General features: G+C 59.2%; 20 protein-coding genes and 1 tRNA gene. 14 read left to right on the top strand and 7 right to left on the bottom strand.

Features of this window, described 5'->3' with window-relative positions:
• Nucleotides 1-206: 206 nt before the first annotated feature.
• Together F8A88_RS10300 and F8A88_RS10295 are read right to left on the bottom strand one after the other, a co-directional pair.
• A tRNA-Asp gene (locus F8A88_RS10300) sits at nt 207-283 on the bottom strand.
• A 118-nt stretch (nt 284-401) separates the two neighbouring features.
• Nucleotides 402-1,865, bottom strand: coding sequence for an RsmB/NOP family class I SAM-dependent RNA methyltransferase (locus F8A88_RS10295; protein ID WP_151151076.1), 1,464 nt, complete (start codon nt 1,863-1,865; stop codon nt 402-404).
• Nucleotides 1,866-2,076: 211 nt separating this feature from the next.
• On the opposite strand from F8A88_RS10295, the gene F8A88_RS10290 reads away from it, so the two are divergent.
• The 8 genes from F8A88_RS10290 (at nt 2,077) to F8A88_RS10255 (ending at nt 9,788) form a co-directional block, all read left to right on the top strand.
• On the top strand, nt 2,077-3,723 hold the full coding sequence (locus F8A88_RS10290) for an FG-GAP repeat domain-containing protein (protein WP_151151075.1): 1,647 nt from the start codon (nt 2,077-2,079) through the stop codon (nt 3,721-3,723).
• A gap of 63 nt (nt 3,724-3,786) precedes the next feature.
• Entirely contained in the window at nt 3,787-4,830 is a 1,044-nt protein-coding gene (locus F8A88_RS10285) for a TRAP transporter substrate-binding protein (RefSeq protein ID WP_151151074.1), read from the top strand.
• A gap of 50 nt (nt 4,831-4,880) precedes the next feature.
• Nucleotides 4,881-5,369 (top strand): TRAP transporter small permease, encoded by a 489-nt coding sequence (locus F8A88_RS10280; RefSeq protein WP_151151073.1) that lies wholly within the window; start codon nt 4,881-4,883, stop codon nt 5,367-5,369.
• Complete coding sequence (locus tag F8A88_RS10275) at nt 5,369-6,670, top strand: TRAP transporter large permease (protein ID WP_151151072.1); 1,302 nt, start codon at nt 5,369-5,371, stop codon at nt 6,668-6,670. The genes F8A88_RS10280 and F8A88_RS10275 overlap by 1 nt, the downstream gene beginning before the upstream one ends.
• 69 nt (nt 6,671-6,739) lie before the next feature.
• Nucleotides 6,740-7,657 (top strand): pseudouridine synthase, encoded by a 918-nt coding sequence (locus F8A88_RS10270; RefSeq protein WP_151151071.1) that lies wholly within the window; start codon nt 6,740-6,742, stop codon nt 7,655-7,657.
• 71 nt (nt 7,658-7,728) lie between these two features.
• Complete coding sequence (locus F8A88_RS10265) at nt 7,729-8,283, top strand: BON domain-containing protein (RefSeq protein ID WP_151151070.1); 555 nt, start codon at nt 7,729-7,731, stop codon at nt 8,281-8,283.
• Nucleotides 8,284-8,286: 3 nt separating this feature from the next.
• Nucleotides 8,287-8,823, top strand: coding sequence for a C40 family peptidase (locus tag F8A88_RS10260; protein ID WP_241667420.1), 537 nt, complete (start codon nt 8,287-8,289; stop codon nt 8,821-8,823).
• Between the two features lie 38 nt (nt 8,824-8,861).
• Nucleotides 8,862-9,788, top strand: a complete 927-nt coding sequence (locus tag F8A88_RS10255; protein ID WP_151151069.1) for a sensor domain-containing diguanylate cyclase — start codon at nt 8,862-8,864, stop codon at nt 9,786-9,788.
• A 16-nt stretch (nt 9,789-9,804) separates the two neighbouring features.
• Here F8A88_RS10255 and F8A88_RS10250 read toward each other — a convergent pair whose 3' ends face one another.
• Together F8A88_RS10250 and F8A88_RS10245 are read right to left on the bottom strand one after the other, a co-directional pair.
• On the bottom strand, nt 9,805-10,038 hold the full coding sequence (locus tag F8A88_RS10250; protein WP_151151068.1) for a hypothetical protein: 234 nt from the start codon (nt 10,036-10,038) through the stop codon (nt 9,805-9,807).
• 42 nt (nt 10,039-10,080) lie between these two features.
• Nucleotides 10,081-11,553: an alpha,alpha-trehalose-phosphate synthase (UDP-forming) gene (locus F8A88_RS10245; protein ID WP_151151067.1), complete on the bottom strand. Its 1,473-nt coding sequence runs from the start codon at nt 11,551-11,553 to the stop codon at nt 10,081-10,083.
• A 221-nt stretch (nt 11,554-11,774) separates the two neighbouring features.
• On the opposite strand from F8A88_RS10245, the gene F8A88_RS10240 reads away from it, so the two are divergent.
• The 4 genes from F8A88_RS10240 to F8A88_RS10225 all read left to right on the top strand — a co-directional run bounded on the left by F8A88_RS10240 (nt 11,775) and on the right by F8A88_RS10225 (nt 16,972).
• Entirely contained in the window at nt 11,775-12,035 is a 261-nt protein-coding gene (locus tag F8A88_RS10240; protein WP_151151066.1) for a co-chaperone GroES, read from the top strand.
• A gap of 30 nt (nt 12,036-12,065) precedes the next feature.
• Nucleotides 12,066-13,655, top strand: coding sequence for a chaperonin GroEL (gene groL / locus F8A88_RS10235; protein ID WP_151151065.1), 1,590 nt, complete (start codon nt 12,066-12,068; stop codon nt 13,653-13,655).
• Between the two features lie 156 nt (nt 13,656-13,811).
• Nucleotides 13,812-16,418, top strand: a complete 2,607-nt coding sequence (locus tag F8A88_RS10230; RefSeq protein ID WP_151151064.1) for a PAS domain S-box protein — start codon at nt 13,812-13,814, stop codon at nt 16,416-16,418.
• 2 nt (nt 16,419-16,420) lie between these two features.
• Nucleotides 16,421-16,972: a hypothetical protein gene (locus F8A88_RS10225; protein WP_151151063.1), complete on the top strand. Its 552-nt coding sequence runs from the start codon at nt 16,421-16,423 to the stop codon at nt 16,970-16,972.
• Between the two features lie 43 nt (nt 16,973-17,015).
• On the opposite strand, the gene F8A88_RS10220 is transcribed toward F8A88_RS10225, so the two are convergent.
• Nucleotides 17,016-19,118, bottom strand: coding sequence for a methyl-accepting chemotaxis protein (locus F8A88_RS10220; protein WP_151151062.1), 2,103 nt, complete (start codon nt 19,116-19,118; stop codon nt 17,016-17,018).
• A 248-nt stretch (nt 19,119-19,366) separates the two neighbouring features.
• Here F8A88_RS10220 and F8A88_RS10215 point away from each other — a divergent pair, with 248 nt between their 5' ends.
• A complete protein-coding gene (locus F8A88_RS10215; RefSeq protein ID WP_241667431.1) occupies nt 19,367-20,647 on the top strand; it encodes a right-handed parallel beta-helix repeat-containing protein in 1,281 nt (426 codons plus the stop codon).
• A 190-nt stretch (nt 20,648-20,837) separates the two neighbouring features.
• Nucleotides 20,838-21,119: a DUF2325 domain-containing protein gene (locus F8A88_RS10210; protein ID WP_151151060.1), complete on the top strand. Its 282-nt coding sequence runs from the start codon at nt 20,838-20,840 to the stop codon at nt 21,117-21,119.
• 21 nt (nt 21,120-21,140) lie between these two features.
• Here F8A88_RS10210 and F8A88_RS10205 read toward each other — a convergent pair whose 3' ends face one another.
• Together F8A88_RS10205 and F8A88_RS10200 are read right to left on the bottom strand one after the other, a co-directional pair.
• Nucleotides 21,141-22,088, bottom strand: coding sequence for a chemotaxis protein (locus F8A88_RS10205; RefSeq protein WP_151151059.1), 948 nt, complete (start codon nt 22,086-22,088; stop codon nt 21,141-21,143).
• Between the two features lie 159 nt (nt 22,089-22,247).
• Nucleotides 22,248-23,339: an N-acetylneuraminate synthase family protein gene (locus F8A88_RS10200; protein WP_151151058.1), complete on the bottom strand. Its 1,092-nt coding sequence runs from the start codon at nt 23,337-23,339 to the stop codon at nt 22,248-22,250.
• Nucleotide 23,340: the final 1 nt, after the last annotated feature.

The following is a 23,340-nucleotide window of genomic DNA, read 5'->3' as shown; positions in this document are numbered from 1 at the left end:
TAGACCTCCCCACCCACCTCACTTCTCAAATAAACCCGATAGGATAAACTCATCCAGCCGAAAGCCACAACAAAATAGAACATTCCAACCCTGCACGATTGTTTTCGAAGAATAAAACCGTATCTAATGGATGTGTCCGATGTTTTCCGGACCAGATAAAGCAAAAGGGCACTGACCTGAATGGTCAATGCCCTTGTACTTTCAAGTGGCGGAGCCGACGAGACTCGAACTCGCGGCCTCCGGCGTGACAGGCCGGCGTTATAACCAGCTTAACTACGGCTCCGCTCCTGCGCCGTATGGGTTGCCCCATCCAGCGTCGAGATGGGAATATGCCCACAGACGCGTGGATTGTCAACAGAATTTTCAAAAAAAATAACCACCAGATAATTACTCGGAATCATTCAGCTTATCATGGACTTTTCCGGCCAGAGAAGCCGTTTGCCCTTGCGGGTGAGCCAGCCGAGGGGCATGTCGTCAAAATACAATGGTGCCGGGCCTTTGGCATCCGCGCTCGCGGCCGTGAGCGAACGCCCCTGCAACAGGGCCTCCAGCGACGCCGCATCGTCCACTTGCACGGCAGCCGGTCCGGCCTCCTGCACGGAGGGCATGAGCGCGCGGGCCGTGGGGTCCACCTGAAACCGTGCGCGGTCGTTCATGCCGCCCGCACCGCCGTTCTTACGGCCCTTGCCCGCTTTTTTGCCGCCCATCTTTTTTGATCCCGGCCTGCCTCCGCCGCGTGATTCCAGCGTTTTGCAGCGCCCCAGCGGAAATCCGCGCACCCGAAGCCCCTGTTCCACACAGGGCAGCAGCCCCTGATGCAAAAAGAAGAGCGTGCCCCGGGATTCGTACAACATGCCGGGTGGCAGGCTTTCCACGGCCATGGGCCCGGCCCCCTGCATGGCGGGCAGACGTTCGCGGTCCAGCGGCGCGCCGGGCAGCGATCCGAGCGCATTTTTTGCTCCGGGCCGTGCGCAATCGTGCGCACCCGCTCCCGTCAGCACGTCATGGGGCAATGCACCGGGCCTGCGCAAGCGGGCCAGAAAAAAGCCCTGCCCCAGCGAATCGTCGGCCACGCGCAGCACCCCGTCCATGCCCGGCAAAAGCGGCGTTTCAAAAGTGAAACCCTGCGGCCGTTCAAGGGATTCCGGCACCAGCCCGAGGTTGTCCATGGCCCAGCGCACCTGTTCCTCGTTTTCCTGCACGTTGGTGGTGCAGGTGGAATAGACCACGACCCCGCCCGGAGCCAGCAGCGAGGCCGCCTTGGTCAGGAGCGTTTTTTGCAGTGCGATCAGCGGGGGCAGCTTGTCGCCGGACCACAGCTCCCGCGCGCCGGGGTTGCGGTTCAGGGTTCCCCAGCCGCTGCACGGCGGGTCCAGCTGAATGTGGGTCCATCGGCCTGCGGACAGGGACAAATCCTGCGCGGGCGAACGCACCGTGCCCACGTTGGCCGCGTTGTAGCGGCGCAGGTTCATGCGCAGGATGCCCACGCGCTCGGCAGAGGGTTCGGACGCCAGCACGAACCCGTCCGGCCCGACCATGCGCGAGAGCATGCCGGTCTTGCTGCCCGGGGCCGAGCACATGTCCAGCACGCCCGCGCCGGAAGGCGGCGCAAGGGCCAGCGGCGGCAGCATGGACGAACGGTCCTGAATGTAGATGCGCCCGAAACGCAGGGCAAAGGAGGTGCCGAGGGGAAAGGGTTCGGCCAGCAGTTCGCGGGCAAAGGGATCAAACGGCAGGGGCCGGAATTCGTATCCCTGCACGCGGAGCAGCCGCTCCACCGCGGGAATCTCCGCTTCGCCGCAAACAAGCCGGAAAGTACGATTTTCCGATTCCCGGCTCTCATGGCCCCGGCTCTCGCGCCCCATTGATTCCCCCCGAAAATGTTGCAATTGAAAAACAAAGACCGGGCTCATATGTCCCGTGCCGCCTCATTACAGGCATAATCCGCGGTTTACAAGACCACAGCCCCTTTGCAAGGCGGGCCGTAACCTGCTATTACATGCTCCCGTCCGAAACGTAGACGGTACACCAAGAAAACACCGGGCGCACCGCCCTTTTTCATTCGGAGGAACATACATGTCTCGAATTTCCGCATTTTCACGGCATGCCGCACTGGTCCTTTTCGGCCTGCTGCTCATGGCCGCGCCCACGCAAGCGCAGAATGCAAAACGGTATCTGGTCCTGCCGTTCGAATACACCGGCCCGGCCAAATATCAATACTATTCCAAGGCTCTGCAGGCCGATCTGAGCAGCAAGCTGGAATGGACCGGACATTTTCAGCCCGAAAACCAGATAGACACCACCAACGTGAAAATCCCCAACAACGAGGCCGAAGCCATCCAACTGGCCAAGAACCTCAGCGTGGATTACGTGGCCTGGGGCTCCACCACCATTCTGGACAAGACCGCCACCATGAAACTCTCCATTCAGGGCGTGGGCGGCAAGAAATGGAGCAACAAGGGCCAGATACCCATGACCGGCATCACCAACTGGATGCGCAAATCCGCGGACGCCATCATGGGCGACGTTTTCCAGCGCCCCGGCTACGGACAGACAGCCGAACAGAAACTCGAGGCGCAACAGCAGGGAAACTCCGGGCCCAAGGGACCGAACTTCCTTTCCGCCAATTCCAACAACCCCAGCAACAACTACGGGGTCAAGACCCTGAACCCGCAGTTCCGCTATGAAGGCGGCGTGAACACGCCGGGCCGCTGGCGCAGCCAGACCTTGCGCTACCCCTCCTTCAACATGGTGGTCTGCGATGGCGACGGCGACGGCAAGAACGAAGTATTCATCATGGCGGAACACAACATCCACGCCTACCGGTTCTCCGAGGGCAAGCTCCTGCCGCTGGAATCCTTCAAACTGGTCCGCCGGTTCGAGCCCCTGCGCCTTTCGCATCTGGACGTAAACGGTGACGGCGCCGAAGACCTGATTGTCTGCGGCTATCAGGATGAACGCCCGGTTTCCCACATCCTGTCCTTCAAGGGCGGCAAATATGAGAAACTGGTGGACAGCTTCACCAAATTCCTCGGCGCGCTGAAAACGCCGCCCACCTACCGCCCCATGCTCGTGGCGCAGAAGCTGGGCCGCCGGGAATTCTTCGACGAATACATGTATGAGGCCTACTACAAGGACGGCGAGGTCAAGCTGGCCAACAAGATCCCCACGCCCGCATTCGGCAACATCTTCAACATCTGCTACCTGCCGGACGGCGATTCGTACAAGATCTGCCTGATCAACGACTTCCGCCGACTGCTGACATTCACGCCCACGCTGGAACGGCAGGCCGAAACGCAGGAATCCTACAACACCTCGCCCATCATGGTGGAATTCGAGGATGTCCCTCTGGGCATGGGCGGTTCCCCCACCAAGGGAATCGATTCCTACATCTACATCCCCATCCGCATGACCGCGGCCAACCTGACCCAAAAGGACAAGTTCGAGCTGCTGGTAAACAAGGACATTACCCTGGCCGGTGTGGTCTTTGACCGCTTCCACCAGTTTGCGCAGGGTGAAATCCACTCGCTGGTCTGGGACGGCGTGGGCATGAACCTCGCCTGGAAGACCCGCCGCATCAAGGGTACGGTCACGGACTACGACGTGGTGGACCTGAACAACGACGGCAAGAAACAGCTTGCCGTGCTGGTCAACACCTACCCCGGCAACCTCGGGGTCAAGGCCCGCAAGACCATCGTGGTCACCTACGAACTGGACATGTAAATCATTGCCCGGCCGCGAACCCGTTTGCGGCCGGGCCTTTTTTCACCCAACGGAGTGCACGCCATGAAAAAGACCCTCGTCGCCGTTACCCTGGCCATTCTGGCATTGGGGCTGGCAGCCTGTTCCGGCGCGGACAAACCCGCCGAACAAAAGACCGAAGCCGTAACCCTGAGCTACGCCAACTTCCCGCCCAAGATCACGTTCCCCTGCGTGCAGATGGAACGCTGGGCCAAGGAAGTGAACGCCCGCACCGATGGCGCGGTCACGGTCAACACCTTTCCCGGATCCACCCTGCTGGGCGCCAAGAACATGCTCCGCGGCGTGCAGGAAGGACAGGCCGACATCGGCTGTCTGAGCCTGGCCTACTACCCCGGCGTGTTTCCGTGCACCATCGCCACCAACCTGCCCGTGGGCTTTTCCTCGGCCACGGTGGCCAGCCTGACCCTGTGGGACCTCTTCCAGAAGTACAAACCCGCTGAGTTCAAGAATCTCAAGGTGCTGACCATGTTCACTTCCGCACCGTCCAACGTCATGAGCAAGGAACCCCTCAAGAGCCTCGACGACATGCGCGGCGTGGAACTGCGCGGCAGCGGATCCCTGTTGCGCATGATCGAGATCATGGGCGCGCAGCCCGTGGGCATGCCCATGTCCCAGACCCCGGAAGCCCTGCAAAAAGGTGTGGTCAAGGGGCTTGTCTCCTCGCTGGAAGTGCTCAAGGACTTCAATTTCGCGGAAATCTGCCGCCATGAAACCATCACCAACCTGCCGGTCTACCCCTTTGCCGTGGTCATGAACCTCGACAAATGGAATTCCCTGCCCGAAAGCACCCAAAAGGTGCTGGAAGACCTCGGCCGCGAACAGGCTCTTTGGACAGGCCAGTACATGGACAAACACATCCATGAGGCAATCGAATGGTCCAAGGAAAAATACGGCATCAACATCTATGAACTGACCGAAGCGGAACAGGCCAAAATCCGCAGCAAGGGTCAGGGCATCATCGCGGACTGGAAAACCGAAGCCGCCAAGGCCGGCTACGACGCCAACACCGTGCTCGGCGACGTCATGAAACTCAAGGCCAAGTACGAAGCGGAATATCCCGCCCAATAGCAACAATCCGGGCTGTCCCTGCCCTGTGCCGGGACAGCCCTTCCATCCCCATGATCGACACGCTGGACCGAATAAGCCGCGCGCTGACCAAGGCGCTGACCCTGCTGGCCGGACTGATGCTAGTGGCCATGATGCTGCTGGCCTGCGCCAACATGGTCTCCCGCGCCGTGTGGCTGCCCATTCAGGGCACGTTCGAGCTCATGGGCTTTCTGGGTGCGGTGACCACGGCATTTGCCCTGGCGTTCGCCCAGCTGAACAAGAGCCACATTTCCGTGGGCATTCTCATGAAGCACCTGCCCCGGCCAGTGCGCCGCCTGCTGGACGCGCTGACCAGCCTGATCTCCTGCGCGTTCTTTGCGCTCATCGGTTCGGAAACCGCCCAGTGGGCAGGCTATCTGGTCAACACAGGCGAGCTCTCCGAGACCCTGCGCATCGCCTACCATCCCTTTGTGTTCGCCACGGCAGCGGGCTGTCTGCTCATGGCCTTCGTGCTGCTGGTGGACACCCTGAAAACCGTAACCGGAAGGACCGAACACTGATGGACCCGTCCGCAGCCGGCCTGACCGGAATCATCATCCTGCTGGCATCGATTTTCCTGCTGCGCGTTCCCGTGGGCTTTGCCATGGGCATCATCGGCTTTGCCGGATTCACGCACATCCTCGGCTGGAAGGCGGCCACCGGCATGCTCGGCACCGAGGTCTGGGGCGTATTTTCCTCCTACGGGCTCACGGTCATCCCCCTGTTCATACTCATGGGCCAGATATGCTTCTATTCCGGGGTCAACGAGCGCCTGTACAAGGCGGCCTACGCATGGATGGGACACATCCGCGGCGGACTGGCCATGGCCACGGTGCTGGCCTGCGGCGGATTCGCGGCCATCTGCGGCTCCAACTCGGCAACGGCCGCCACAATGAGCACAGTGGCCCTGCCCCAGATGAAAAAATACGGCTACAGCCCGATCCTCTCCACCGGATCCGTGGCTGCCGGGGCAACGCTGGGCGTGGTCATCCCGCCATCCGTTGTGCTGATCATCATCGGTCTGCAGACCAGCCAGTCCATCGCCGAACTTTTCGTGGGCAGCATCATTCCGGGCGTCTTGCTGACCACATTCTTTCTGGGAACCGTGTACCGGCTCTGCCGCAAAAACCCGGACTGGGGTCCGGCGGGCGCGCGCATGAGCCTGCGCGAAAAGATGGCCACCCTGCCCGGGTCCGTGGAGATGCTGGTGCTGTTCGCGCTGGTCATGGGCGGCCTGTTCATGGGCCTGTTCACCCCCACGGAAGCGGGCGCTGCCGGGGCCGCGCTGGCCCTGCTCATCAGCCTTGTCACGCGGACCATGACCTTTGCGAAATTCCGCACCGCCTGTACGGACACACTCAAGGTTTCGAGCATGATCATGGTCATCGTCATGGGCGCGGTCATCTTCGGCCGCTTTCTGGCCGTGACCCGGCTGCCCTTTGAAACAGCCAACGCCGTGGCCGCGCTGAACATACCGCCGCTGGTGATCATCATGCTCATCTGCCTCATCTATGTGGTGGGCGGCATGGTCATGGACGCGCTGGCCATGCTGCTGGTGACCATTCCCATATTTTTTCCGGTGGTGCAGGCCATGGGCTACGATCCGCTCTGGTTCGGCGTGCTCATCACCGTGGTAACCACGCTGGGCGCCATCACCCCGCCCGTGGGCGTGAACATCTTCATCGTGGCCTCCATGGCCCCGGAAGTGCCCATGGGCAGCGTGTTCAAGGGCGTGCTCCATTTCATGGTCGCCTATATGCTGCTCACCGGCCTGCTGCTGGCCTTTCCCGCGCTGGTCACGTTCCTGCCCTCCATGATGTAGAGGGCTTGCCCCGGCGCGGCAAAACATCTATTTTTTCGCCAACCAACTCGTTTTCAATCGGGAACCCTCATGCCGCAGGCTGCCATCATCGAAGTAACGCAGGCCGAATCCGGCCAGAAACTGGTGCAGTTCCTTGAGCGCCGGTTGCAGGGCGACGTCCCGCGCTCGGCCATCATGCGCTGGATACGCAAGGGGCAGGTGCGCGTGGACAAGGGGCGCAAAAAGCCCTTTGACCGTGTGCGGGCCGGGCAAAACGTGCGCATCCCGCCGTACCGCGCGGAGGACGCCCCGCAACAATCCGCAGACTCTCAGGCAAAGCCGCTGGACATCATCCATCATGAAAACGGACTGCTGGCCGTGAACAAGCCCGCCGGACTGGCCGTGCACGGCGGCGACGGCCATGACGATTCCGTGGTGTCACGACTGCAGGCCATGTACCCGGACGCGGACTTCGGCCCCACGCTCTGCCACCGGCTGGACCGCGACACCTCGGGGCTTTTGCTGGCCGCCACCAGCTACGCCACGCTCCGGGCCATGAACGACCGCTTTGCATCAAACGGCGTGCACAAGCTGTATCTGGCCTGGGTGACCGGGTGCTGGACGCGGCCGGGCAAGACCATGCTCAGGGATCGCGTGAAAAAAAAAGGCGGCCCCGGAAGCGAAAAAATGACCACCGGAAGCGGAAAACACGCCGAGGCCGAGGTCGTGTGCCTGTGCAGCCATGACACCGCCAGTCTCATGGCCATCCGCCTGCTCACCGGACGCACCCACCAGATACGGCTACAGCTTGCATCCCGGGAGCATCCGGTGATAGGAGACGGTAAATACGGCAAAATCGCGCGCACCGGGCTCAAACTGCACTGTTTCTGCCTGCAGTTGCCGAAACAGACCTTTTGCCTGCCCCCGGCATGGCAGGGGAAATGGGCTGTTTCCGAAACACACCTTCGCAAAGCCCGGGGCCTGCTGCCGAATGAATTTCTCGTATAAGATGAAAAGCTGCAGCCAAATGCAAACGCCGGCACTCCGGCACGATACCCGATAAACCATGGAGGTATCCCATGAAACGACTGCTTGTTCCCGTTTTGGTCCTGGCCGTTCTGACCTGTGCGGTTCTGCTCCAGGGCTGCACCGTATACAAGGCGGCCGTGGACGAACGCAACGTGGGCGACATTGCCAGCGACGAAAAGATCACCCTGCTCATCAAAAAGGAGTTCCTGAACGACGACTCCGTGAAATACCTCGATTATGACGTTGCCAGCTACCATGGCCACATCTTCATCATGGGCGAATACGAAAGCCGCAGTCAGGCGGATAGGGCCGTTGCCCTGGCCCGCAAGGTGGAAGGCGTCCGCAGGGTCAGCACCTATCTGCTGCCCAAGCGTGAAAACGACGCCTGCGGCACCTTCGACAGCCTTGAACTGAAAGCGAGCATCAAGAAACGGCTCATTGAGGACAGCAACATCTGGTCCACCAACGTGGACGTGTACATGGTGCAGTGCAACGCCGTGCTCGTGGGCATTGTCGGCTCCACCGCGGAACGCAACCGTGCCGTGGCCCATGCCAAAAGCGTCACGGGCGTGCGCAGCGTGAAATCGTTCCTCAAGGTCAAATAACGCATGATGGACAGGGGGGCCGAATTCGCCAGTCGTTTCCCGGTTTGCCGGGCGGTTCCCCTGTTCTTTCTGCTGGTGGTTCTGTGCATGGGCGGCTGCGCGGGTTTCACCCCTTTCGGGGGTAATGCCGCACCGATTGCCACAGGCCCGCTCCCCCCGGCCACCAAACGGGCCGCAGCCGTCATCGCCACAGCCCGCTCGGCGCTGGGACGCCCCTACGCATGGGGCGGTGAAACCCCCACGCAGGGATTCGACTGTTCCGGATTGGTATGGTGGGCCTTTGCCAAAAACGGCGTGCGCATGCCCCGCGTCTCGTGGCAGCAGTACGGGGCCGGGCGGTTCGTTGACAAGCGGGACATCCGCCCCGGCGATCTGGTCTTCTATCGGGTCCTGACAGGGAAAAGCCTGCATGTGGGCATCGTCACGGAAAAACGGACCTTTATTCACAGCCCCCGTTCAGGCAAGCATGTCATGGAATCGGACATGAACAACCCGTTCTGGCGCGAGCATTATGTGGGTGCCCGAAGAATTTTGCCGTAAAGGTGGAAAACCGGTCCGATTGAGTATAAAGGGAACCCATGGATATTCACTACCTAGTACACGAGTGCCGAGAACCCGAAACCCTGCAGCGACTATTCTATTACGAACGCTACTCGTGGCTGGCCCTTTCGCAGGACATGGCCGCCGTCATTTCCACGGACGGAATGTTCGAGGACGTGAATACCCACTGGGAAATGGTCACCGGCCACAGCCGGGAAACCATGCAGAACTCCTATCTTACAGAATACATCCATTTCGACGATCGGGAAAAGGCCCTTGCCGAACTCCAGGCCCTGATCACCGCGGACATCGCCTCCACTTCGTTCACCTTCCGGTTTCTCTGCGACAGCGGTGAATACTGCCGCACCAACTGGAATGTCATCTACTCCCCGGACCACGAATCCTATTTCTGCGTGGCCCGCAACCTCAGCGAACGGGGCAATGCCGAGGAGCTGGCCTACCGCGACGCGCTCACCGGCCTGAGCAACCGGCTTGCCCTGGACGAACAACTGCCCAAGGACCTGAGCCGGGCACAGGACATGGGAACCGGAGCTGCGGTCATGTTCCTTGACATCGACGGGTTCAAGCAGGTCAACGACACCCTCGGCCACAAGGCGGGCGACAGCCTGCTCATGCGCACGGCCAAACGCATGACCGAATGCATCGGCGACAGGGGGCGGGTTTACCGTCTGGCCGGGGATGAATTCATCGTGGTGCTTACGCACAACCAGAACAGGGACTCGGCAAAAGACATGGGCCAGGCCATGGTCGAAGAACTGGGCAAACCCCACACTCTGGCCGAAGACACCGTGATCACCAGCGCCAGCGTCGGATTGGCCCTGTTCCCGGACGATGCCAGCCATCCCGTGGACCTCATGGACAAGGCGGACAAGGCCATGTACCACGTCAAACGCCACGGCAAGAACGGATTGGCCTTTTTCGACGAAATTCCGAAAGAAGACTGATGCGCGCAAGCGGACGTCAGGTCGTGTCCTTGGTGCCGGAATAGGTAAACGCACCCTTGTTCATTTTCACGAAGCTGCCCTTGTCAATGCCCACCGCCTTGCCGCAGGAACAGAACACCTTGCCGTCCCGCTCCTCCATGCACCAGACCTTGCGGATGCGGTCGCGGTGGCAACGCAACACCTCTCCCGGTCCGATCTTGTAGTACTTCCAGAGCTTTGCACGGCATGCGGAACATTTAAGCGTCAACATGGCTACAGCATAGCCCAGCCCTGCCACAAACTGAAGCCGGTCTCATATCTTTTCGAACTGCACGGTATCCACGGGCGGAAAGTCTCCGAGATTCGTGGAAAAGCTGGCCTGCAAAAAGGAATCGACCCACCAGAATATATTGTGGGAACGCACATGATCCCGCAGGCCCACCATCATGCGCCTGCGATCAACCTTATCCCAATGGAAGGCGCGATTCACGGCCCGGGCCACACCTTCGAGGTCGTAGGGATTCACCAGATAGGCATAATCCTGCATCTGCGCCGCAGCGCCCGCAAACTCGCTCAATATCAGCACGCCTGACTCCGAAGCGTTGCAGGCGCAATACTCCTTGGCAACGAGGTTCATGCCGTCGCGCAGAGGGGTGACAAGGGCGATGTCCGCAGCCGCGTAATAGGCCACGAGGTCCTCGCGCTGCAGGTTGCGGTAGTGGTAGTGAACCGGAACCCAGCCCGGAAAGGAGAACTCGCCGTTGACCCGGCCCACCAAAAGGTCGATCTCGTCGCGCAGGTCCTTGTATTCTTCCACGTCCTCGCGGCTGGGCACCGCCACCTGCACGAAATTCACCCGCCCGGTCAGTTCCGGGAACCGCTTGAGCAGGGTGCGTATGGCCAGAATCCGTTCAGGGATGCCCTTGGTGTAGTCCAGCCGGTCCACCCCGAGAATGATCTTGCGGTGCTTGAGTGCTTCGCGCAGCTTGAAGGTCTTCTGGACGATGTCCTCGCGCGTGGCCAGATTGGCGAACTGGTTGAAATCGATGCTGATGGGAAAGGCACCGGCCCGGAATTCCCGCGATCCGGTGCGCACCGTGACCACGGCCCCATCGCCTTCGGTGGTGCATTCGGGGATGAAGTGACGCACGCAACGCACGAAATTGTCACGGTCCTGCGTGGTCTGGAACCCTACCATGTCGAACTCGATCAGAGCCTGAATGATCTTCCAGCGCCACGGCAGCTTCATGAATATGTCCGGCGTGGGAAAGGGGATATGCAGGAAAAATCCGGTATTGCGCTTCACGCCCATGCTTTTGAGGAAAAAGGCCTGGTGCATGAGATGATAATCGTGCACCCAGACGTAATCCTCCTTGCCGGTATGACGCGCCACCTGCTCGGCAAACTTGAAATTCACGTCCAGATAGGTGCGCCAATAGCCCGGATCAAAATGACAGCGGGTCTGCAAATCATGGAAAAGAGGCCAGATGACCTCGTTGGAAAACCCGAAATAATAGCCGCGCACCTCTTCCTCGGTGAGCTGCACGGTGCGCAGTTCATAGCCGGCCTTGGCGGAAAAGCTGCCGAGCAGCCCGTCCACGTCCACGGTGGGATCCGAAGCCCCGGACCAGCCGATCCAGATGCCGCCGCGATCGCGCAGCACCGGGGCCAGCGCCGTGACCAGCCCTCCTGCTCCGGGTTTGACCGTCCATTCTCCGCCCTCGTTCTTCAATGCGGCCGGCAACCTATTGGAAACGACCACCAGTCGTCTGAGTCCGGGTTCCATGCCCTGATTCTCCTTGCGCGTCTTGCTGTAACACCTTTGTATGCCAGTATATAGAACTAACGCCCTTTGCCACCGAACGCAAGGCTGGCCGCGTTGCCATGGTGTGAAAAATTTCCCCGCCCCGGTTGACAACCCGCAATCACTGTTTATGTATCAGCAACCGCACGACGTTCATGCGCCTTGTGCGCAACAATCAAATACTTTCTCAAGGAGTTACCGACATGGGACTGAAACCGCTGCATGACCGCGTTATCGTGAGACGTACCGAAGAACAGGAAACCACCGCCGGGGGCATCATCATCCCGGATTCCGCCAAGGAAAAGCCGCAGGGCGGCGAAATTCTGGCCGCAGGCCCCGAGTGCAAGACCCTCAAGGCCGGAAATTCCGTTCTCTTCGCCAAGTATGCCGGAACCGAATTCTCCATGGACGGCGACGAGCTGCTGATCATGCGCGAAGACGACATTCTGGGCGTCTTCGAATAACCACAACGCAACTGCTTCAAGGAACGTATAATGTCTGCCAAATCTCTTGATTTTCAGGAAATCGCACGCGAAGGACTCAAACGCGGCGTCAATGCCCTGGCCGACGCGGTCAAGGTGACCCTCGGCCCCAAGGGACGCAATGTCCTCATTGAAAAGACCTGGGGCGCGCCGCAGGTGACCAAGGACGGCGTCACCGTCGCCGAAAAGATCGATCTGGACGACAAGCTCGAAAACATGGGCGCGCAGATGGTCAAGGAAGTGGCTTCCAAGACCAACGAAACCGCGGGCGACGGCACCACCACCGCCACGGTTCTGGCCCAGAGCATCTTCAACGAGGGCGTCAAGCTTCTGGCCGCAGGACGCAACCCCATGTCCATCAAGCGTGGCATGGACACAGCCGTCCAAGCCGTGATCGACGAGCTGGCCAACATTGCCACCCCGGTGAAGAAAAACGAGGAAATCGCTCAGATAGGCAGTATTTCCGCCAACAACGATGATTCCGTGGGTGCCATTCTGGCCGAAGCCGTTGAGCGTATCGGCACCGAAGGCGTCATCACCATCGACGAAGCCAAAGGCATGGAAACCGTGCTGGAGGTCGTGGAAGGAATGGAATTCGACAACGGGTGGCTGTCCACCTATTTCGTCACCAATCAGGACAAGCAGCTCTGCGAATTCGAAGAACCGCTCATCCTGATCTCCGAAAAGAAAATCAACAGCATGCGCACCCTGCTGCCCCTGCTGGAAAAGGTGGTCAAGGCGCAAAAGCCCCTGCTGATCATCACCGAAGACCTTGAAGGCGAGGCCCTTTCCACCCTGGTGGTCAACGCCATGCGCAAGACCCTCAAGGTCTGCGCGGTCAAGGCTCCGGGCTTTGGCGAACGCCGCAAGGACATGCTCCGCGACATCGCCATCCTCACCGGCGCCACCGTGGCCTCCGACGATACCAACGTCAGCATCGAAAACATGGAGCTGAACGATCTGGGTACCTGCAAGAACATCGTGGTGGGCAAGAAACACACCACCATCGTGGACGGCGCAGGCAACAAAAAGGAAATCTCGCGGCGTTGCGAGGAAATCGAAAGCCACATCCGTGCGGCATCCAGCGACTATGACCGCGAAAAGCTGCAGGAACGGCTGGCCAAGCTCATGGGCGGCATCGCCGTCATCAAGGTGGGCGCGGCCACGGAAGTGGAAATGAAGGAAAAGCGCGATCGCGTCGAAGACGCCATGCACGCCACCCGCGCGGCCGTGGACGAAGGCATCGTTCCCGGCGGTGGCACTGCCCTGATCCGCGCGGGCAAGGCCCTGGACGGTCTCAAGCTCAAGGACGACGATGAAAACGCGGGCGTGAACATCATCCGCCGCGCCATTGAAGCACCCCTGAGCCAGATCGCCTGCAACTCGGGCCTCGAAGGTCCCGTGGTCGTGGAGAAGGTCAAGGGATTGACCGGAGCCAAGGGTCTCAATGCCCGCACCGGCGAATACGAGGACCTGCTCAAGAGCGGCGTCATCGATCCCAAGCGGGTTGTGCGTCAGGCCCTGCAGAATGCATCCTCGGTTGCCGGGTTGCTGCTGACCACGGAATGCGCCGTGGCCGACATGCCCGCAGACGAAGACTAGATTCCATCCTGCTGTCGTATTCCAAAGGGAAGTCCGCATTGCGGACTTCCCTTTTTCTTTATGCATTCGCCATTTTTGTAAACCCTGAGGTTATCATGTAAAAGAGTAATAACATCCTGTAAATTCCAGGCAGACACACGAACCGACAGAAGGCGTATGAAGCTCAGCAAACTGGTTGAAATCGATAAGCTGCACAGGCTGGTAGCCAGTTTTCAGGACATGCTCGACGTGCCCTGCTCGCTTCTTGATGCCGAGAGCACCCTCGCCGCAGTTCGAAGCAGAAACGACATCTGCGCCAAGCACCATGCAACCAATTCAAACAAGGCCTGCCTGGCCCGCTGGGAATCCATAGCAAAACGCCTTGCCAAGGGGGAAGCCGTCACATCGTCCTGCCCGCTGGGGCTGCACGACATAGCCCTGCCGGTGATGATTGACGATCATCATGCCGGGTCAATCTTCATCGGGCCGTTCAGGACAGATGAACCGGACCGCACAAAACTCGGGAAACTGGCAGCAAAGCTGCATCTGGATGCCGACGAGCTGTATGCCGAGCATCTGGCCGCCACGCTGATACAACCGGAAAAAATTTCGTCCCTGCAGAATTTCATGATCGACCTTGCTGGCGTCATCACCACGATAGGACAGGACAACAATCGCCTTGCAGAGGCGGAAAAGGAACTGCGCGATGCCAGCAACGAGCTGGAACAGACCGTTGCCGCACGAACGCAGGAGCTGGAAGAGACCAAAATCAGGCTCAACGATGCCCAGCACATCGGTAAAATCGGCAACTTCCAGATCGACCTGATGACAGACCGGCACTGGTGGTCCGACGAACTGTATCGGCTGCTCGGCTATGATCCGGGTTCCGTGGAATGCACCATCGACAACATCCTGGCTCGGCTGCAGCCGGAAGACAGGAGGGCACTCAAAAGCCTCATTGAGAAGAGCATTGAAAACTGCTCCAGCTTCCACACGGAATTGCGCGGCTTCAGGCCTTCCGGAAAACGGCCGTGGTTCTTTGCCCAGTTCTTTGTGGACTGCAATGAACAGGGGCAGGCGATTCAGGTGCGTGGAGCGTTGCGCAACATCAGTTTCCGAAAAAAGATCGAACAGGAACTGCGCCACGTCAACCGACTGCAGCAACGCATACTGGACAACACCCACATGGGTATCGCCCTGATCCGCGATCGGCGTTTCATATGGATGAACCAGAAAGCTGCCGACATTTCGAAACATACAGTGGATGAGCTGATCAACCAATCCACGCGGATACTGTACATTGACGACCAGCAATATGCGACCATGGGGCAGGCTTCGAAGGCAGCCTTTGAATCCGGACAGCAATATGATGCCGTGCACCATTTCAAGCGTTCGGACGGCAGTCGATTCTGGTGCCGAACCATTGCCGCGCCCCTGGACTGGGATGATTTGTCGCAGGGGGGGGTCTGGATCATTGAAGACGTTACCGAACGCCTTCAGGCAGAACGTGAACTGATGCGATCCCGCCACGAACTGCAATCCATTTTCGACAATACGCAGGTGGGCATGCTCATGCTGCAAAACGAACGGCAAATAATACGGACCAACGAGCGGCTGGCAGAAATCCTCGGGTACCCGTCGCCCGAATCCATGACCGGACTGAATGTTCGGGAAATACATCTTTCGGAAAACGCCTTTCGCGAATTCGGGGAAAATTTCTACTACCCCCTCAGGGAGAGCAAACAGACGCAGGTGGAATTCCGGCTGCGGCGCAAGGACGGCAGCGCGGTCTGGTGCATGCTTTCGGGCAAGGCCCTGGACACGGCAACACCGCCGGACCTGACCAAGGGTGTAATCTGGGCCATTGAGGACATCAGCCAACGCAAACGCACCGAAAAGGCCCTGCGGTCCAGCGAACGACGGTTCCGCGCCATTTTCGCCAATGCAGGCGTAGGCATCTGCACCCTTGACCGCGACGGCACGATCCAGCGGGTCAACAGCCGCATGGCCATGCTGGTGGGCTACTCGGACTACGACCTCATGGGTATGAACATCAGCGAAATAACCCATGAAAAAGATCAGAACACGGACAAGGACCTCAACAGTCGCCTGTGGATACGGGACATACCCATGTACGTTCGCGAAAAACGATACGTGCGTCTGGACGGGTCCGAAGTCTGGGGCCGCGTGACCACCACCATCGTTCGCGATGACGAGGGCAACCCGAAATACATCCTTCAGGTCATCGAGAACATCAACGAGCTCAAGCGGTTGGAGGCCAAACTTGTGCGCATGGCCAAAACCGACGCCCTGACCGAAGTGAACAACCGCTTTGCCTTCCTTGAACAGAGCGAACATGAATTCAAGCGGTTCAAACGCTACGGAACACCCTACAGTGTGCTGATGCTCGATGTGGACCATTTCAAATCCATCAACGACACGCATGGGCATCAGGCGGGTGACTGCGTGCTCAGAGAGTTGGCAAAGACATGCACAACCATATTGCGCGACACGGACATTTTCGGCCGCATCGGCGGCGAGGAATTTGCCGCAGTACTGGTGGAAACACCACTGGAAAACGCCTATTCCGTAGCCGAGCGCATGCGCCTGGCCATTGAAGATCTCGCGCTTCCGTGGGAAGACGCCGAAATACGGTTCACGGCCAGCATCGGCGTCACGGAGCTGCGCCCGGAGGACCAGAAACTCGAAACCGCACAACACAGGGCGGACGCCCTGATGTACGAAGCCAAGGCGCAGGGAAGAAACCGGGTAATCAAAGGATAATCATGGGATTTCTGGACAGGCTCGTCCCGCTGGATGCCAAGGGCGAAAAGAATTTCGAACGGGCAATGCGCGCCGAGTTACGCCGCGACTTCGACAAGGCCGAATCATATTTCACGGCCTGCGCCGACGCCCTGCAGGAACTGGTGGAAAAAAAACAAAAAAAACGAAGCCAGCCGCTGGTGCGTCATCTTGTCATGGCCGGCATCGCATGTGTACGCATCGGCAGAAACGAGCAGGCCCTCGACCTGCTGGACCAGGCCATAGCCATGCGGGACGACGTGCCGGACGCATGGCTGCACGCCGGATACGCCTGCGCCAAGCTGGGCAGGGCCGAACAGGCAGCACGCTATTGGCAGTCATATCCGCAATGGTCCGAGGACCGCATTGTGGCCGAGGCGCTTGCGGACACCCTGCTGCAATGGCAGTCTCCAGGCGGCGCAGACCTTGATGCGTCCTGTGAAGCAATCGTCCGGGCCTATTTCTCGCAGATGCGGCATAACCACGCCCTGCCGCCCCAGCGCCGCGACGCCATACTCGGCAAACGCGGATACTGAAAAAAAAAGGCCGGGCATTCACCCGGCCTCTCATCCATTCCCATCAATACTTTTCAAAATCCTGGTCCTCGTGGGGGGCCGGTCCCGGCGGCAATGGTGGCGGTGTCATGGAACGTGCCGCAATCATTGTGCGCCCGGTCATGTCGGAAGCCCCGTTGCCGTCCACACGGAAGAACGACATGGTGGCCTGCAATCCTTCGGACTGACTGGCAAACTCTTCGGCTGTGGACGCCATTTCCTCTGCGGCAGAGGCGTTCTGCTGAATAACAGCATCCAGCTGCTCCACGGCTGTCTGCACCTGCTCGACTCCATAATTCTGCTCGTCGCAAGACTTGGATATTTCACTGACCAATTCGGCTGTCTTGCGTATTTCCGGTACGATCTTTTCAAACAGCGCGCCCACCTGTCCGGCGATTTCCACGCTCTGGGAGGACAGCTCGGACACCTCGCCCGCAATCTGGCCGCTGCGTTCGGCGAGCTTGCGCACCTCGGCAGCAACCACGGCAAAGCCTTTGCCCTGTTCTCCGGCCCGGGCCGCCTCGATGGCCGCATTCAGGGCCAGCAGGTTGGTTTGCCGCGCTATTTCCTCAATGGAGGAAACCTTTTCCGCAATCTCCTGCATCACGCCGACGCTCCGGCTCACGGCGGTACCGCCCTTTTCGGTTTCATCCGCAGCCCGCGCGGCGATCTCGTCGGTCTTGCGGGCGTTGTCCGCATTGTCATGAATGCTCCCGGCCATCTGCACGATGGAGGCGTTGACCTCCTCAACGGCCGCGGCCTGCTCGGTGGTTCCCTGTGACAAGGCCTGCGAGGACGAAGACAGTTCCTGACTGCCGGCGGAAACGCTTTCCGTGGCCTCCTGAATCTCGCCCACAAGGCGCTTGAGCTTGCCGGTCATGCCCCACATGGCCTTGTAGATGCCGCGCGCCCCGCGTTTGGGCTCCACAAAACGCACGGTCAGGTCGCCGTCGGACACACGTCCGGCAATATCGGCAATGTTCTCGGGTTCACCACCCACGGTGTCCGTTACCCTGCGCGCAAAAATGACGCTCGCCAACGCGGCCAGCAGGGCAATGCCCAGAGCGATGAGCACGAGAATCTTCAGCATCTGTGATATGGTATCTTCAAGCCCTGCCTGTTTCTTGGCTATGCTGTCGTCAATGTCGTCAATGTAGGCTCCCATGCCGATGACCCAGCCCCACGGCTTGAAGAGTTGGACGTAGGTAAGTTTGGGAACCTCCACGTCCTTGCCCGGACGGCTCCACCAGTAGGTGACAAAACCCTTGCCGTCCTTTTTGGCCACATCGAGCATTTCCGCAAACAACTTGTTGCCGCGCTTGTCCTTCATGCTCATGAGGTTCTTGCCCACAAGGCCCGGATTCGTGGGATGCATGACGCTCGTGCCGTCCATGCCGTTGATGAAAAAGTAATTGCCGTCGGCAAGGCGCATATTCGCCACCCGCTGCAGAGCTTCGGCCTTCATCGTCGAAGATATTTCGTCGATCCATGCCCCGGTACCCACGGCCCAGCCCAGTTCGGGCAACAGGCGCACATAGGAAACCTTGAGATGCGGCTCGGTTTCCCCGGGACGGGGCCACCAGTAGGACGTCATGCCTTCGCCTTTTTCCCGGGCCACGGCGGAAAGGTCGCGGATTATGTAATTACCCTTTGAATCCTGGAGATCGGTCAGATCCTTGCCCTGCAACTTGGGGCTCGGGTGGACGAGCATGCGGTTGTCCAGATCGTTGATCCAGACGTAGTTGTCGCCGTCATAACGGGCGGACAGCACGATCTTTCGCGCCTCGTCCAGCAGTTGTGCGGGCGAAGCATAGCTGCCCACGCGTTGACGAAGCGCTTCCACCTGATTGTAGACCGTATCCACAACACGTTTGAGGTCGTCGACCTTGTCCTGCTTGAGCGCTTCCACATCCCGGGAACGGTCATAGTAACTTTTCACCGTGGCCGTGGCCATGGATACAAGGTCTTCAAGCTCCATTTTCTGTGAGGCCATGGCCTCCTTGCGGTAGCTCTCCATTTCCGCAGAGGAGTACTCATTGATTTCGAGAATGAAAACAGTGCATAGCACCACAATAGTAACCGCAATGGTGACGACTTGGGACAAGACCATTCGGGTTTGCAATTTCATGGAGACTCCCTTGCTAATCATGGTTGCGTTACCCTACAGTGACAAAAAAGCCCCCCAGCGCATAATAGCCAAAAACAGCGCTGCGGCAATGTCCTATCAATAAAAAATAATACGTATAATCCAATCACGTCATGAACAATACCAACGCAGCTATGAAAAAAACCAACAATACTGTCAGGAAAGCGTACCTTCTTCACACACAAGACGCGCAAAAAATCAAAAAAGCGGGGGTTATATTTCTTTTTTTGATGGTTTTCGCGCTGCCCAACATCGCCAAAGCAAACCAGACCAACACGGTCATCGGCACAGGAGACCCGGCTCAGGACGTCAGGAACGTGCAGGCAGCCGTGGACCGGGGCGGAACAGTCATGCTCCGGGGCAGCTTCGACTTTGGCGACGAAGGGAGAATCATCATCAACAAGAAGGCCACGATCAGGGGGGAAACCGACTCACTGGGCCTGCCCACGACTGTCATCAGGGGCGGGTTCTGGGTTTTTTACAGCAAGCTGCCCGTACCGGCTGCGCCCCCCGCCAAAAAAGGGCCGCTTATCGACATCCGCAACATCCGCTTCAACCGCCCCAAAGGCGCTGCCATCCACATCGTCTATGCCTCGGGAGTGACCATCCGCAACGTGGAGGTGGAAAACGTCCGGCCGCAGGAACTGAAACGGCCCTGGCGCGAATCCGAAACCCTGCGCTTTGCCTCGGGCATCGTGGTGGGCACGCGTGTGGCCCACCCGCAAACACCGGTACGCATGGCCGTGACCGGCGTAGTGACCATTGCCGGAAACCGCCTGCACATGCTTTGCGACCGGCCCACCATGACCTCCGGCCACGGCATCATTGCGGACCGCACATGGGGAGCCATCCTGAAAATCGAGAACAACACGGTGACCCGTGCCTCGAGAAACGGCATTGAGGCCCTGGACAACGACCGGGGCGGCAACGACGAGGCAGGCATCGTCATCTCCGGCAATCGCGTGGTCACGGACGACGAAGGCATTTCCCATCCCAACATGTTCACGCCCAACGGCATTGTCGCGGGCTGGTTTCTGGACACCTCCGGAGGCACGAACCCGGAAAAGAACAGCCCGGTCAGCATCCTGGGCAACCGGGTGGAAATACGCGGCCCATCCTCCACAGGGCTGTTGCTGTTTGCGGACGGCGTGGTCGCTGCCGGCAACGACATCATTGCGGCGGGCGGCGAAAAATCGCTGGGCATCGTCCAAACCGGTTCGCGCGGGCTCATTCTCGACAACCGCATACGCGGACACGCCCAATACGCCATCTTCAACGTGCCGTTCGAGCGCCTTTCCGCATCGGCCAACACCATCGCCTGGAACAGGCTCGACGAATTCACCGGCTACAAAGGCCAAATCCTGTTGCGGGGTGGCGTGAACACGGTACTCGGCACCGCCCTGATCAACGACAAGGGCAAGGCCGATTCCCACCGGGATCTGCAGCGCCCCGAAGTGCCGGGAAACGAGCTGGACAGCGAGGACTGGGAGCCGGTGGACACCCTGCCCTGAAATCGAAACGGTTCCGAAAACATTTCCGACATCGATTCACCCCAATCGTATCGGCCACAGCCGCATCTGCCCGACAACACAGCCGGAAACCGGACGACATCGTTTCCACCGCATTGGAATGAAATGGTTGACACCGTGTTGTGCCGGGTGTAAATGATAACGAAATTCAATCTCAAACAAGGAGCCTATCATGTGCGCGGCCCTCATCGGCGGTATGGACAGATTGAAGCGGGACTACATTGACGAAGCCAAACGGCATGGTGTGAAACTGAAATGCTATACCGGGAAGGAGCGTTCCATCGGGAACACAATGGGCAACGTGGACTTTGTCGTGATGTTCACCAACAAGGTTTCCCACAAGGCGAAAAGGGACATCGTCAAGGCGCTGAAAAGCAAGAAGACCCCCGTCTACATGCATCACTCCTGCGGCGTGAGCACGCTGCGCAGGTGTCTGGGAGACGTCAGCAATTAGAGAACGGTTGCCCCGCGTCCCTTACGATGGACGGGTCCAATTCCTGACCAGCTCAATGACACGCCCGGTCAGGGCGTTGAACTCGGGCTTGGTGACCTGGTCATCGGCCTTGACAGCCTCTCCCTTGTGCATGACGCCCTTTGAAATGAGCGAGGAAAACAGGCAGACCGGCAGATCCTTGAGCACAGGGTCTTCCTTGATCTTGCGTGTCAGCGTGTAGCCGTCCATTTGCGGCATTTCCACATCGGAAACCACCACGTCGAGATATTCCAAGGGGCTCTTGCCCTCTTCCTGGGCGAGTTCCCTGATTTTTTCCAGCTTCGACCACGCCTCCTGCCCGTCTGAAACCAGAACGGGGATGAAGTTGGCCTTTTCAAAATTCTGGCGCAGCACGTTGCGCACCGAAGTGGAATCGTCGGCAATGAGCGCACGGTATTCGCGCTCTGCGCGCACGTTCTCGTCACCAGCGGATTCCGCCTGGCCGCCCAACTCGGAAAGCACGAGTTCAAGGTCCAGCATCAGGGTGATATGATCGCCGATGTCCACGGTTCCGGTAATGCAGTTGGTGTCGAAATTCTTGACAAACGAGCTGGGGGACTGCACATCGCGCCAGTTGATGCGATGAATCATGGTCACGCCGGAAACCAGGAATCCGGTCACCGCGCTGTTGAACTCCGTGACGATGATGGGCTCGTTTTCATCCTTGGGACGATCCATCTCCAGCCACACGCTCAAATCCACCACCGGCAGAATGATGTCGCGAAGCGGAATGGTACCCAGAAAACTGGGGTGTTCGGCCGACTCCGAGCCTTCAAGCCCTTCCGGCGCCTCCACCACCTCGAGCACCTTTGCCACGTTGACGCCAAAATAGTGGGTCTCCACGGCCTCGCCAACCCGCTCCCGGACAAAAAATTCTATGATTTCGAGTTCATTTGTCCCGGTCTCCAACAGTATGTCCTGCTTGCTCATGGGGCGCTCCTCTGGGTCAAAGTCCTGTTTATGCCATGTGTACACCATTATGGTGCGTGATTGTATTAGTTATTGGCCGTAGCCCCAGATTCATGACAAGAACAGGCCTGCGGCTCAATCTGCCGCAGGCCTGCCAAAAACATTCATCCTGATGAACGGCTAGGAAGTGGCCGCGTCCACGCACTCCCTTTCGCGGGATACGATATAGTCCCACTGCACGGGTTCTTCGTGCTGCACCGCCCGGTTCAGGGTGGAACCGACCACCTCGTTCCAGTGCACAGGCGTCACACCAACACGCGGGCAACGCGTGGTCAGGTCGGACTCGGACAGCACGTGCCCGGCCGGAAGGTCGCGTGAGAAGACGATGCACTTGCGCAGCTTCTTTGCCGCGGCCTGTTCTTCGGGAAAGACCTTTTTGCCGCAGACCTGCATGGAGCTTTCCACCTCGCGGATCATGGCAACCATGTCGTGCAGTTGCTGCGGCTCCAGCGATGCCTGATGGTCAGTCCCCTTCATGGTCTTGTCCATGGTGAAATGACGCTCCACCACGCAGGCGTTCAGGGCCACCGAGGCCACGCTGGGGGCAAGGCCGCGCTCGTGGCCGGAATAACCCACGGGAAGGCTATAGCGTTCGCGCAGGCTTTCGATGACCGGCAGGCCGATCTGCTCTTCCGGGCAGGGGTAGGTGGAATTGCAATGCAGCAGGATCAGGTCGTCGTGCACTTCCCGGATGGTTTCCACTGCCGCGTCGATCTCCTCCAGCGAACTCATGCCCGTGGACATGATGATGGGGACATTGGCCAACGCATACTTGCGCACCAGCGGCAGGTTGACCAGCTCCGCGGAACTGATCTTCAAAAGCTCCACGTCCAGGCCGAGAATCTGGTCAAGACTCGGTTCGTCCCAGGCGGAAGCGAAAAATACCAATCCCAGGGATTCCGCATATTCCTTGAGCTCGGCAATCTCGCGGATGCCGAGTTCAAGCGCATCGCGATGCTCGCCATACGTTGGGCCGAAGCTGTTGCGCCCGGTATATGCGGCGGCGCGGCCTTCACGCGTGAGCAGGGCTTCGGTGCATCGCTTCTGGAACTTCACGGCCTGGGCACCGGCCTCGGCCACCCGGTCGATCATCTTCCGGGCCAGTTCGACCTCGCCCTGATGGTTGTTGCCGATCTCGGCCACAACGAAACAAGGACGTCCCTTGCCGATCTCCACACCGGAGCGCAGCGTGATATGCGTTATTTCCTTCATA

The sequence above is a fragment of the Pseudodesulfovibrio senegalensis genome (genome assembly GCF_008830225.1).
Lineage (GTDB): Bacteria > Desulfobacterota > Desulfovibrionia > Desulfovibrionales > Desulfovibrionaceae > Pseudodesulfovibrio > Pseudodesulfovibrio senegalensis.
The sequence above is the reverse complement of the archived record's forward strand: the minus strand, read 5'-3'. Positions and strand labels throughout refer to the sequence as shown.